The organism is Streptomyces spororaveus, from assembly GCF_016755875.1.
Lineage (GTDB): Bacteria > Actinomycetota > Actinomycetes > Streptomycetales > Streptomycetaceae > Streptomyces > Streptomyces spororaveus.
Genome location: NZ_BNED01000005.1, coordinates 3,318,232 through 3,331,273, shown reverse-complemented (window position 1 = coordinate 3,331,273; position 13,042 = coordinate 3,318,232). Strand labels below are relative to the sequence as shown.

10 protein-coding genes are annotated in these 13,042 nt (G+C 73.1%); 8 read left to right on the top strand and 2 right to left on the bottom strand.

The features are described from left to right. Positions 1-3 precede the first annotated feature (3 nt). Positions 4-762: a polyphosphate--glucose phosphotransferase gene (gene ppgK / locus Sspor_RS17090; RefSeq protein WP_202199916.1), complete on the top strand. Its 759-nt coding sequence runs from the start codon at positions 4-6 to the stop codon at positions 760-762. Positions 763-771: 9 nt separating this feature from the next. Here the strand turns inward: ppgK and Sspor_RS17085 are convergent, their stop codons facing one another. Beyond that, complete coding sequence (locus Sspor_RS17085) at positions 772-1,293, bottom strand: DUF6542 domain-containing protein (protein ID WP_237403898.1); 522 nt, start codon at positions 1,291-1,293, stop codon at positions 772-774. Positions 1,294-1,428: 135 nt separating this feature from the next. Between Sspor_RS17085 and ychF the strand changes: the two genes are divergently transcribed. Beyond that, entirely contained in the window at positions 1,429-2,517 is a 1,089-nt protein-coding gene (ychF, locus tag Sspor_RS17080; RefSeq protein ID WP_202199915.1) for a redox-regulated ATPase YchF, read from the top strand. Between the two features lie 304 nt (positions 2,518-2,821). Further along, the gene (locus Sspor_RS17075; RefSeq protein WP_202199914.1) at positions 2,822-3,574 is read left to right on the top strand and encodes a Crp/Fnr family transcriptional regulator; all 753 of its coding nucleotides are present in this window, start codon (positions 2,822-2,824) and stop codon (positions 3,572-3,574) included. Here the strand turns inward: Sspor_RS17075 and Sspor_RS17070 are convergent. Continuing rightward, positions 3,554-4,090, bottom strand: coding sequence for a Pycsar system effector family protein (locus Sspor_RS17070; protein WP_237403897.1), 537 nt, complete (start codon positions 4,088-4,090; stop codon positions 3,554-3,556). The genes Sspor_RS17075 and Sspor_RS17070 overlap by 21 nt on opposite strands. 286 nt (positions 4,091-4,376) lie before the next feature. On the opposite strand from Sspor_RS17070, the gene Sspor_RS17065 reads away from it, so the two are divergent. The 5 genes from Sspor_RS17065 (at position 4,377) to Sspor_RS17045 (ending at position 13,037) form a co-directional block, all read left to right on the top strand. Beyond that, on the top strand, positions 4,377-5,204 hold the full coding sequence (locus tag Sspor_RS17065; protein WP_202199913.1) for a hypothetical protein: 828 nt from the start codon (positions 4,377-4,379) through the stop codon (positions 5,202-5,204). Positions 5,205-5,441: 237 nt separating this feature from the next. After that, on the top strand, positions 5,442-7,580 hold the full coding sequence (locus Sspor_RS17060) for a hypothetical protein (RefSeq protein ID WP_202199912.1): 2,139 nt from the start codon (positions 5,442-5,444) through the stop codon (positions 7,578-7,580). Further along, positions 7,577-9,313: a hypothetical protein gene (locus tag Sspor_RS17055; RefSeq protein ID WP_202199911.1), complete on the top strand. Its 1,737-nt coding sequence runs from the start codon at positions 7,577-7,579 to the stop codon at positions 9,311-9,313. Before Sspor_RS17060 ends, Sspor_RS17055 begins: the two co-directional genes overlap by 4 nt. Continuing rightward, positions 9,303-10,658 carry a DUF4407 domain-containing protein gene (locus Sspor_RS17050; RefSeq protein ID WP_237403896.1) on the top strand — a complete coding sequence of 452 codons (1,356 nt, stop codon included), beginning with the start codon at positions 9,303-9,305 and terminating at the stop codon, positions 10,656-10,658. Before Sspor_RS17055 ends, Sspor_RS17050 begins: the two co-directional genes overlap by 11 nt. Positions 10,659-10,871: 213 nt before the next feature. After that, positions 10,872-13,037, top strand: a complete 2,166-nt coding sequence (locus Sspor_RS17045) for a DEAD/DEAH box helicase (RefSeq protein ID WP_202199909.1) — start codon at positions 10,872-10,874, stop codon at positions 13,035-13,037. The last annotated feature ends 5 nt before the right edge of the window (positions 13,038-13,042 follow it).

The window sequence follows — 13,042 nt, the reverse complement described above, 5'->3', positions numbered from 1 at the left end:
TCCATGCAGATCTTCGGCGTGGACATCGGCGGAACCGGGATCAAGGGCGCTCCCGTGGACCTGGAGCGTGGCGACCTTGCGCAGGAGCGCCACAAAGTACTGACACCGCATCCGGCCACCCCCGAGGGGGTGGCCGGATGCGTCGGCGAGGTGGTGCGCGCCTTCGACTGGGACGGGCCGCTCGGGGTCACCTTCCCGGGCGTGGTCACGAGCGGCGTCATCCGTTCGGCGGCCAACATGGACAAGTCCTGGATCGGCGTCGACGCGGCGGCGCTGATCTCGCGCGAGCTGGGCGGCCTGCCGGTCACTGTCCTGAACGACGCCGACGCGGCGGGCGTCGCCGAGATGACGTACGGGGCCGGACGCGGGCGCGGCGGCACCGTCCTGCTGCTGACGCTGGGCACGGGCATCGGGAGCGCCCTGTTCACGGACGGGCGGCTCGTCCCGAACTCGGAACTCGGACACCTGGAGCTGAAGGGCCACGACGCGGAGACCCGGGCGTCGGTGAAGGCCAAGGAGGACCACGACCTCACGTGGGAGCGCTGGGCGCACCGCGTGCAGAAGTACCTCCAGCACGTGGAGATGCTGTTCTCCCCGGACCTCTTCATCATCGGGGGCGGCGTCAGCCGCAAGCCGGAGAAGTTCCTGCCGCTGATCGAGGGCGTGCGGGCCGAGATCGTCCCGGCGACGCTGCAGAACAACGCGGGCATCGTGGGAGCGGCGATGACGGCGAAGGCGGCGAAGGCGGCGGGGGAGAAGTAGCGGGCCGGTTCACTGGGTGACGCGTCGGGGCATCCGCCGCCTGCCGATCAGCACCGCCTTGCGCACGACGGCGATCAGCGCGGCGACGAGCGTCCCCGCGTACAGCCAGCCGGCGTGCAGCGACAGGGCCGACACCAGGCCCATCAGCTGGCCGCCGACGCCGCCGGAGCCGCCCGAGATGGGCCACACTCCGGCGGCGAACGCGATGGGCACGCCGATCGGCGCGGTGATCAGGTCGGCGGGCCGTACCCAGAGCGCGGTGGCGGCCGCCACGGGCAGGAAGAGCAGCCCGTAGACGAAGAGCGAGGAGCCGAAGAGCAGCCAGCAGACCCCGCCCACCAGCACCATGGCGGCGCACGCGAACAGCCCGCCGCCGAGGCCGGTCAGCCGGGGCCGGGGCATCCGCCGCGCGAGCGGGGACCGCCGCGGGCCGCCGGCGGCCTGGGCGGGCACCGCCACCGACCGGGGGCCCTGGCGCTGGGCCGGCGGTCGCTGCTGGTGAGGGGCCGATCGCGTCCTGTATTGCTCCACGGCACCAAAGTAGGCGGGGAGCGGGCCGGATCGGGCGCCGGACACGCGTACATCCACCGCCACTCATCGGAAAGTAAACTGTCCGGTGGCCCACTCCCGGGCCGCCGCCCCCTCCAGCTACGGGAAGTCGCCAACGTGTCGCTCACGATCGGAATCGTCGGCCTGCCGAATGTCGGCAAGTCGACCCTTTTCAACGCCCTGACCAAGAACGACGTGCTGGCGGCCAACTACCCGTTCGCCACCATCGAGCCGAACGTCGGCGTCGTCGGCGTCCCGGACCCGCGCCTGGCCGTCCTGGCCGGCATCTTCGGCTCGGCGAAGGTCCTCCCGGCCACGGTCGACTTCGTCGACATCGCGGGCATCGTGCGCGGCGCCTCGGAGGGTGAGGGCCTGGGCAACAAGTTCCTGGCGAACATCCGCGAGTCGGACGCCATCTGCCAGGTCATCCGCGCCTTCAAGGACGAGAACGTCGTCCACGTCGACGGCAAGGTCTCGCCGAAGGACGACATCGAGACGATCAACACCGAGCTGATCCTCGCCGACCTCCAGTCCATCGAGAAGGCCGAACCGCGCCTGACGAAGGAGTCCCGCCTCCAGAAGGAGAAGGTCGCGGTGCTCGCGGCCGTCGTCGAGGCCAAGAAGATCCTCGAAGCGGGCGACACCCTCTTCTCCAAGGGCATCACGAAGGGCACGGAGCAGGGCGACCTCCTCCACGAGCTCCACCTGCTCACCACGAAGCCCTTCCTCTACGTCTTCAACGTGGACGAGGACGAGCTGACGGACGACGCCTTCAAGGCCGAGCAGTCGGCCCTGGTCGCCCCGGCCGAGGCGATCTTCCTGAACGCCAAGCTGGAGCAGGACCTCTCCGAGCTGGACGACGAGGAGGCCCTGGAGCTCCTCCAGTCGGTCGGCCAGGACGAGCCCGGCCTCGCCACCCTCGGCCGCGTCGGCTTCGCCACCCTGGGCTTGCAGACCTACCTGACGGCCGGCCCGAAGGAAACCCGCGCCTGGACGATCAAGCAGGGCGCGACGGCCCCCGAGGCGGCGGGCGTGATCCACACCGACTTCCAGCGCGGCTTCATCAAGGCCGAGGTCATCTCGTTCGCGGACCTGGTCGACTGCGGCTCGGTCGCCGAGGCCCGCGCCAAGGGCAAGGCCCGCATGGAGGGCAAGGACTACGTCATGCAGGACGGCGACGTGGTCGAGTTCCGCTTCAACGTGTAGCCGTCTCCGTGCCGCGTGTGCGGTAGCGGCGTCGCACGTGCAGGTCAGAAGGGGCCGGGCTCTGGTGAGCCCGGCCCCTTCTGCGTACCCGCGCTGACTGGGTGCCGACTTCTCAGCCGCTTCGGGGAGGCGGTCCAAGTCCTCCGCGAACCGGCCTTCCGGGCGTGGCGGCCGCATCCGGTCGGGCAGCGCGGTCGTGAGGCGGTCCCGGCGGTGGCGGGCGTCGCGCGGGCGGGTGTTTTCGGTGGGGGAGGGCCTAGCCTGGGCGGGCTCGGGTGTGGGTGTGGAGGGGCGGAGGGCGGACATGGGGCCGGGTGGGCAGTGGGAATGGCCGGAGCGGAGTCTGCTCGGGGTGCTGTCCGCTCCCGCGCGGGCCGAATTACTCGGGCTGGGTTCGGAGTTGACGCTCGGCTCCGGCGGTGTGCTGCTCACCGAGGGCGCCACCGACCGGCATCTGTACGTGATCCTCAGCGGGTTCGCCAAGGTCACCGCGACCGTGGAGAACGGGCAGGAGTCGCTGCTCGCCGTTCGTGTCGGCGGGGACAGCGTGGGCGAGATGGCCGCGCTCGACGGCGCGCCGCGGTCGGCCGGGGTGGCGGCCTGCGGGCCGTTGCGGGCGCGGGTGATCGGGCCCGGGGCCCTGCACGGGCTCATGCTGCGGCGGCCCGAGGTGGCGATGGCGCTGACCCGGATCGTGGCCGACCGGCTGCGCTGGGCCAACAGGCGGCGGCTCGAATTCCGCGGGTACCCGGTCAAGGTGCGCCTCGCGCGGCTCCTGGTGGAGCTCGCCGTGGCGTACGGGCGGCCCGAGGCGGGCGGCGGTCATGTGATCGGCTTCCAGCTCACCCAGCCCGAACTCGCCGCGCTCACCGGAGCCGCGGAGACCACCGTGCACAAGGGGTTGCGCGAGCTGCGGGACGAGGGGCTGCTCGGCACCGGGTACCGGACGACCACCGTGCACGACCTCGCCCGGCTCGCCCGGGTGGCCGAACTCGCCGAGCCCGTGGCACCGCCCGCCCCGCACGGGCCCCGGGGGTCAGCCGAGCAGCGGCCGTAGCAGCAGACAGAGCCCGGCGGTGGTTCCCATCACCGCCGTGCACACCACGGCGGCCGTGACGCAGCGGTACTTGCGCAGGGCCACGTCGGAGAGGAAGCGGACCATCGCGTTCAGCTGCCGCTCGTCCTCGGCAGGGGTGAGCGGCGACGGCGACGGAGACGGGTCCGATGCGGCCGCCAGCCGGACGAAGCTGTAGTCGTTGGGGCCGGTGGGCCGCCAGACGCGCGGTCGCAGCGCCAGTGCGAGCGAGGCCGCGCCGCCGAAGAGGCCGCAGGTGAACAGGGCCAGCAGTGCCCCGGCCAGCCAGCCGAGCGTGCCGCCGCGCCGCCAGCCGTCGAGCGCCGCCTCGCTCCACGCGCCCGCCGTCCCCACGAGCGCCGCCTGCACGGCGGAGAGGATGCCGGCCTTGGCGTCGGCGTGCTGGTGCGTCGTCTGCAGGACGGTCAGCATCGTGCGCGAGGCGGGGCCGGTGGGTGGGGTGGGGACGGTGGGTGCGGTGGGCGGGGTGGATGTCACGGAAACTCCAACGCGGCTCGGACGGACTTCCATTGAGCCGCCGGCCCACCGGGCGGACCAGGCACTTCTACGGGATCGGACGATTGCGCGAGATCCCGTATTTCCACGGGGTGCGCGTGGCCGGTTCCGGTGTACGACTGGCAGGGCGACCGGGGCTCCACGGGGGTGGGCAACGGTCCGGGGGCGGCGTGCCGCATCGCCGCGTACCTCGCAACTCTCCTGATTCGCGAGTGAGTTGGAGGTGCGGCATGCTGTGCTTCCCGATGTGACGGACGAGGAGGACGGGATGTCCGTAGGTGCGATGGGTACGTTCGGCAGGCGGCTTCTGCTCGCCGTCGACGCGCGAGGCTACGGCAGCGCGGACACCGCGCGACAGCGCGATATCCAGACAGTGTTGCCCCGGCTTCTCTCCGAGTCCGCCGACGCGGCCGGGCTGGACCGGGCCTCCTGGGTACGGCAGTCCGCGGGGGATTCCGAGTTCGCCGTGCTCCCGGCCGATTCCGACGAGCAGGCGCTCGTCGAGACGTTCATGCGCCGGCTGGACGCCGGGCTGCGGGCCCACAACCGCGACCGGGTGCCCGCCGCGCAGCTCGCGCTGCGCGCCGTCGTGCACTTCGGCCCGGCGTCCGAGGCTCCCAACGGCTTCGTGGGCCCCGGTCCCGTCGAGGTCTCCCGCGTCCTGGAGAGCGACCCCCTGCGCCGGGCCCTCGCCGCGGCCCCCGACGCCGCGCTCGCCGTCGCGCTGACCGCGCCGGTCTTCACGGAGCTGGTCGCGCAGCGGTACACCAACTTCCGGCCGGAGGAGTTCCGCGAGGTCGTCGTCGAGAAGAAGGAGTACCGGGGCCGGGCCTGGCTGTGGGTGCCGGGGTGCGACGTCCACACGCTGGACCTCGACGACCCCGACCCCGACCCCGACTCCGATTCCGGTTCTGGGTCCAGTTCCAACTCCGGTTCGGACTCCGGTCCTGGCCCTGCTTCTGCTTCCGATCCAGGTTCCCCCTCCGGTTCTGATTCCGGTTCTGCGCCCGCCGCCTCCGGTGGAGGCGACTGCGCCACCAACAACCTGTACGGAACCGTCATCAACGGCAACGTCGTCTTCGGCATCTCCAAGTGAGTTGAGCGGACGGGGAGACGGGGTGCACACGTGAGATCCACGGATCGGCCCACGCAGGATCACGCAAGGGGTGGGGAAGGAGACGGCGTGCCCGGCGAACCCCGGCAGTTAACCGACGAGGCGAACGGCACCGCCGATCCCCGCCCCGCCCCCGAGCCGCCTGCGACACCGGCCCCGCCCCCGGCTCCGACCCCGTCCACACCCGGGTCCCCGTCACCCTCACGAGTGAATTCCGGAATGAATTCCGGAGCGGACCCCGGGACCGATTCCTCCGACGGGGACTACCGCGTCTACAACAACTTCTACGGCCCGCAGTACCACGGCCGCGCCCACTTCGGCATCGCCACCGCCGCCGAGCGGCCCGGGCGGGCCCGGGCCACCGGCCTCCTCGACGGCGACGAGATCGACGCGCTGCTGCGCTCCTACATCCGCCCCGACTGCTTTGACGACGCCGCCCGCGAGCTCTCCCGTACCGGCATCGTCGTCCTGACCGGCCCCCAGGGCACGGGCAAGCGCTCCGGCGCGGTCGCGCTGCTCCGCGAGACCGTCGGGCCCTCCGCCGACTACGTGGTGCTCTCGCCCGACATCGGCCTCGACCAGCTCGCCGAGCGCACCTTCGACGCGGGCGTCGGCTACGTCGTCCTCGACCGCACCGGAACCGCCGCCACCGCGGGAACCACCCGTACCACCCGTACCACCGCGGACGCCGCCGGTCCGTCCTCCGACTTCGACTGGCGCCGGGTGCGCGACCAGCTGCGCCGCCACCGCGCCCATCTGGTGATCACCACCGTGCACGGCGTGCCCGGGCGCGCTCCCAAGGCCGTACGCCATCTGCCCTGGCAGCCTCCGGTCCTGGACAAGGTGGTACGGGCCCGGCTGGTCCAGGCCCGGATCCCGCAGGAGACCGTCGACCGGGCCGTGGCCGGCATCCCGCCCCGCTGCCCCATCGCGGTCGTCGCCGACGCGGCGCAGCGGATCGCGGAGGGCGCCGACCCCGACCAGGCGTGGAAGGAGCACAGCGGCAGCGCGCCGCAGGCGGTCCAGGAGTGGTTCGGCGCCGAGGAGGAGCGGAGCCTGCGCGAGATCGCCGAGGTCACCACCCTCGCCTTCGCTCCCGGAATCGGCCGGCGTGCCTTCGAATCCCTCCAGGACCTCCTCGAACGGCTCCTCGGACCGGTCTACTGCACGCCGGAGGCCGCATCGGCCGCCGCCGACGGCGCCGCGGCCCCCGACGCCACGGGACAGGCCGCCGCCGACGGCCAGGACGCGCAGCGCCGCCGTGCCCGCCCGGTGGACCGGCGCCGCTCGCTCTCCCGCAACGCCCTGATCACGACCGAGATGCAGATCTACGGCGCGACCACCCGCGAGGTCATGGTCTTCGCCGACGCCGAGCTGCGCCGCTGGGTGCTGCACGCGCTGTGGCGCGACCACCCCACCGAGTACTGGGACGCGGTCCGCCACTGGCTGGAGGCGCTCGTCGACGCCGATCCCGACCCCGCCCTCCAGCTCTCCATCGCCTCCGGGCTCACGCTGCTCGGGCACATCGCCTTCGACGAGGTCGTGCAGAGCTACCTCGATCCGTGGGCGCGCGGCGAGAGCGGCGAGACCGGGCAGACCCTCGCGGTGTACGTGCTCTGGTACATGTGCCTGGAGGAGACCCAGGCGGCCGCCGCCCTCACCCTGGCCCGCACCTGGGCCCAGTCCACCCACCCCACCCTGCGGGGCACCGCGCTCTTCGCCTTCAGCGGCCAGCTCGGCGTCACCTTCCCGACCGACGCGGTGAAGTGGCTCTGGTCGGTGCTCCGCACCGGCGTCCTGGAGAAGTGGGAGCAACGCGAACACGGGCTGCGGGCCTGGGCCCAGCTGTTCCTGACGCTGGTCGACTGCCAGGAGGACGCCGGCATCGTGCTCGACGCCCTGGCGCACCGGATCGGGAAGGAGCAGCGCACCCGCTCCGCCGCCTACTCGGCGACCGGCCTGCTCGTCCTCGAAACCACCCTCTGGGTCTTCACCGCCACCGAGCGGCTCTCGGGCCGCCCCGCCGTCGCACGGTACGTCGCCGACCGGCCCGAGGACGCCGACGTCGTCGCCGAGCTGTGGGCGGCGATCCTCTGCTACCGGCCGCTGCGCCGCAACGCCCTGTCCGCTCTGCTCGTCATGGTCCGTGGCCTGCCCGCCGTGACCTCCGACCCCACCGCTGCGGCCGCGCGACTCGGTCGCGCCCTCGCCGCCGCGCTTCCGCAGGTCGAGCACCCCTTGCTGACAAGCGAGCTGGGCCGACTCGCGGTCTCCCGTCCCACTCGCGCCACGGGTCCCGACTGCGTCGCGACCCTGCTCGGCGCCTTGAACAGTGCGAAGGACACCCACCCACGATGACCACCATCCGCAAGGCCTATCCCCTGGTAGAGGAGCGCGTGCTCGCCCCCGCGCCCCGCACCGGTCGCCGCTTCTGGAACCAGCCGACCCGCTCGCACGACGAACTGCCCCGCGTCTCCGCCCACCAGGTCCTCGTCTACCGCACGGGCGACCAGTACCTCACCGACCACGGCGTCCGGGGGCCCGGTGACGAGACCGTCCTGAACGCCGGCTCGGTCACGGTCGTCGACTGCCGCACCGACGTGCCCGTCACCGTCGGCACCGACGTACCGTCCGCCGAGACCGACGGCTTCACCGTCCAGGTCGCCTTCCACTGCACGGTCACCGACCCCGTGGCCGTCGTCCGCGAGGGCGTCGTCGACGTGGAGTCCCGGCTGCTCGGATATCTCCGGGCGCTGCCCGGACTCACCGACGTCACCCAGCAGTGGCCCCTCGAAGCGGGCAAGGAGGTGTCCCGGCGGCTGACGGCGCGCCTGATCGCGTACCTGGAGATGGAACCGCCCCGGATCACCGGTCTCTCCGTCGGCGCCCCGTACCTGACGGTGCTCACCCCGGAGGAGTTCGCCGCCCAGCGGCGCCGTGCCGACGAGGAGCGGCGTGAACACGAGCACGACCGCGTGAAGGAGGCGGTACGCCGTGAGCGCGAGGAGATGGAGCACGAGCGCGAGAAGGAACGGGAGCGGATGGACGCCGAGCGCAAGGCGCTCGAAATGCGGCACCAGCAGGAACTGGACGACCTCCGGCGGTCGTACACCCACCGGACCGACGCCGAGAACCAGCACTACACCCAGAAGCTCAAGCGCAAGGACAACGAGTTCGAGCGCACCGAGGCGCTCAAGGATCTCGAAGACTTCGGCACCGACCCGGCCAACACCGACATCCTCGCCCAGCGCAGGGGCGAGATCGCCTACTCCGAGCTCGCCGAGCGGCAGCGCGAGACCGACCGGGTGCGGCGCGAGCGGCAGCGCGAGGACGAGGAACGGCACTGGGAGAACGCCGAACGGCGGCGCCACGCCGAGCGGGAGGACCTCCGGTACAGCCTGGAGCGCGAGGACCGGCACCGTGAGGTCGACCGCCAGGACCAGCGCGCCGCGCTGGACGCCGCCCGGGACGAGCAGCGCGAGCAGCGGGCCGCGGACCGCGACGACCGGCTGCGCCGGCGCGCGGAGCAGCGCGAGGACGTGCTGGCCGACCGGGCCGAGCGGCGTCACCGGTCCGACCGGCGCGACAACATCAACCAGGAGCTGGGACGCCAGATGATCAACCGCGGCCTCCTCGACAACGCGCCGCTCGACGCCCGCGCCTTCGTCGAGCGCCTCAGCACCGGGCAGGGCCTCCTCGACCAGGACGAGCCCGCTGCCGCGGCCGGGGCGGTCGGCGCCGCCGCCGACACCCCGCAGCTGAAGGAGGGCAGCGGGACGTCGTCCCAGGACCGCACCGGCGAGCGCCCCCGGGCGTACGACGACGAGGCCCCGTACGAGCGGAAGCAGGAGCAGTACGGACGGGAGTACGACGCGGGCGACGGCCGGCGCGACGATCCGTACACCGACGACCGGTACGGGGACGACCGGTACGGCGACGGCGACGGGGGCGGCCGCGCCGACCGCCCCGCCCGCGACGGCAACTCCGGCCAGGACCGCGACGGCGACGACGACGCCCGCTCGGCGCGCCGCCCCCTGATCGCGGACGACGACGACCTCGGTGAAGCGGGGAGGGAGGAGCGTGGCCGCTGACACCCCCGTACGCCCGCCCGAGGAGGAGTACGACGCGTGGGCGGCCGACACCCGGCCCGCCTACCGCTCCTGGGGCGGCCCCCGCCGCAGCCCCGCAGCGCTCCTGCGCCGGCTGATCGGCATCCGCGAGGAGATCCTCGACCGCGAGGGCGCCGAGCGCGCCCGCTACACGTGGTACGGGGCCATCGTCCTCAACACCGCGCTGCTCGGCGGCGCCTCCATGGCCATGGCGATCAGCACGATCCGCGAGGGCACACCGGTCGCCGTGGCGGTCGTCGTCGGCGTGGTGTGGGCGTGGATCGTGCTCGCCCTCGACAGCTGGCTGGTCTCCAGCACCCACGGCTACACCGGCGGCCGGGCGGTCCGCATGCTGGTGCCCCGGCTGTTCCTCTCCGTGGTGCTCGGGCTCACGATCGCCGAGCCCCTGCTGTTCCAGATCTTCGACCGTGAAATACGCCAGGAGATGGCGGTCGGCAGGGAGCGCGACCTCGCCGACTTCCGGGGCGACCTCACCGCCTGCAACCCCCTCGACGGCCAGGACACGACGGACCGCGACGAGTGCGGCGACTTCCATCTGACGGTGCCGGGCGCCCCGGCCTCGATCAAGGAGGACATCGCCGACAACACGGCCGCCACCGCCCGCCTCGACGAGCAGATCAAGACCTACAACGGCACCCTGGGCGAGAAGCTGGAGACCGAGCGCCGCGAGTGCGCCAAGGACCGCTGGATCTGGCGCGGCAACGGCTGGGACACCACCGAGACCTGCGAGCGGGCCCGCGCCGACACCAGTGCGTACAAGGCGACCGGCAAGGTGGCCGAGTACGAGGCCAAGCGCGCCGAACTCGTCGGCAAGGGCAACCTCCTGTCCGAGGACCTGGTCAAGACCGGCACCGCCTACCGCGCGGACGTCAAGAAGGCGATCGACGGCAAGGTCGCCGAGCGGCAGACGTCGCAGCAGCACGACGGACTGCTGCTGCGCGCCGAGGCGCTGTCCTCGGTCGCCTGGTCCGACGGGTTCGCGCTCTTCATGATGTTCCTGCTGCACGCCGTCCTGCTGCTGGTCGACGCCATGCCGGTGCTCGCCAAGCTGATGAGCGGCCCCTCCGAGTACGACCGCAGGCTCGCCGAGCGGCGCGAGGCCAACAAGCGCATCCACCTGGAGGACCAGGAGGCGCAGCGCCGGGTCGACGCCATCGACCACGAGGTCCGGCGGTACGCGGCCGAGGTGTGGGCCGAGGAGGACAAGGCCCGCCTGGGTCACGACCACTACCGGGCGCGCACCGAGCACGCCCGCATGGTCCGGGAGGAGCTCGACGCCCGCACCGCCCGGCTGCTGGGCGAGTGACGTCCGGCGGCGCGTGACGTCCGGCGGTGACCGGTCGCTCCGACCGCCCCGGTCACCGTCGCACGGGGCCGGGACGGGTGACGGCCCCGTCGGCTCGCGGCCGCTCCGTGGCAGGTCAGAAGGGGTCGACCCGGTCGCGGGTCGGCCCTCTCGGCGTTGCGGGAAGGCCGCGGTGGCACTATGCGGGGACACGGAGAGAGGGGCCGGGGCCGGATGGGGCGCAGGGAACGGGAGGCGGTCGCCGGCGGAGAGCGGCTGTACGAGGCCGCGCAGGCGGTGGTCGCCGACCACCGGCAGGCCGTCGACGCGGTGCGGGCGGCGCTGCGGCCGATCCATGACGCGGCGGCGGAGCAGGCGCTCGACGCCATCCCCGTGGCCCGGCTCAAGGAGGTCACCGAGGGCCGGCTCAGGCTCGGGGAGGTCGAGCGGAGCGGGCTGGGCTCGGTGCGCCAGGTGCTCGACGCCGGGTCGTACCGGCTGCGGCAGATCCCCGGCGTGGGTCAGCGGACCGCCGATCAGGTCATCGCGGCGGCCCGTCAGATCTCCGACGCCGTGCGGGAGACCATCGCCGTCCACATCGACGTGGACCGGCCGGGGCCCCGGACCACCGCGCTCGTCCTGGCCCTGCACGTCCTGGTGGAGGCGGGACCCGAAGCGCAGCGTGCCGTCGACGCGGCCGCGGTGCTCGCGCGGCGGCTCGGCCCCCTGCTCACCGAGGCCGGGCCGGCCGCCGGGCGGCTGCGGATGCTGCTGGCGGGCCAGGCCAAGCGGGACCGGGCGCTCGCCGCCGTCGCCGAGGTCCGCGCACTGACCGGGGAAGCGGCGGAGGGCGCGGTGCCGGAGCTGCTCGCGCAGGCTTCGGTGGACCTGCTGCGCGGGCCCTCGACCGAGGTGGCGGCCTGGGTCGACTTCGAGCTGCGGTCCGCCGAGTACTACAGCCTGCTCGCGGAGATCGCCGGCCGCAGCCCCGACGCGGCCGCCGCCGAAGGGTTTCTGCCCGACGAGGTCGCCGAGCGGGTCCGCGGCCAGCACCTCGACGACACCCACCGCAGGGTGTCGCTGCGCGGCTACCAGTCCTTCGGGGCGCGCTTCGCGCTGGCGCAGCGCAAGGTGATCCTCGGGGACGAGATGGGGCTCGGCAAGACCATCCAGGCCATCGCCGCCCTGTCCCACCTCGCCGCCGAAGGGCAGAGCCACTTCATGGTCGTCTGCCCGGCCAGCGTCCTGATCAACTGGACGCGGGAGATCGAGGCCCGCAGCAAGCTGCGCGTGATGTGCCTGCACGGCCCCGACCGGCAGGAGGCGTTCGCCGACTGGAAGGGCCGGGGCGGGGTCGGGGTGACCACCTTCGACGCCTTGCGCGGATTCCCCACGCCCGGCGGCGGGGAGATCGGGATGCTGGTCGTGGACGAGGCGCACTACGTGAAGAACCCCAAGACCCGGCGCGCCCAGGCCGTCACCGAATGGTCCGGGCGCTGCGACCGCGTCCTGTTCATGACCGGGACACCCATGGAGAACCGGGTCTCCGAATTCCGCAGCCTGGTCGGCATCCTCCAGCCCGACCTGGCCGCGGCCGTCGGCGACCGGGACGGCGTGGCCGGCTCCCAGGCCTTCCGCAAGGCCGTCGCCCCGGTCTATCTGCGCCGTAACCAGCAGGACGTCCTGACCGAACTGCCCGCGCTCCAGCACACGGACGAGTGGGAGGAGCTGAGCGCCTCCGACGAGGCCGCCTACCGCGAGGCCGTGCGCTCCGGCAACTTCATGGCGATGCGCAGGGCGGCGTACGCGGACCCCGAGAAGTCGGCGAAGCTGAACCGGCTGCGCGAGATCGTCGGGGACGCCGCCGAGAACGGGCTGAAGGTGGTGGTGTTCTCCACCTTCAGGGAGGTCCTGGGGGCGGTGAAGGACGCGCTGGAGGACGCCCCGGGTCCCGGCGGCGGCCGGGTGTTCGGCCCGCTCACGGGGAGCGTGCCGCCCGCCCGCCGCCAGCAGGTGGTGGACGAGTTCGCCGCCGCGCCGGAGCACGCGGTGCTGGTGGCGCAGATCGAGGCGGCGGGCGTGGGGCTCAACATGCAGGCCGCCTCGGTCGTGATCATCTGCGAGCCCCAGGTCAAGCCGACCATCGAGAACCAGGCGGTGGCGCGGGCCCACCGGATGGGGCAGGTGCGTCCGGTCCGGGTGCACCGGCTGCTCGCCACCCGCGGGGTGGACGAGCGGATGGTGCGGATGCTGAAGAACAAGAGCCGCCTGTTCGACGCGTACGCACGGCGCAGCGCCGTCGCCGAGTCCACGCCGGACGCGGTCGACGTGTCGGACGTCGCGATGGCCCGCCGGATCGTCGAGGAGGAGCAGGCGCGCCTGGGTGCGCCCCGCCGGTGATTGTC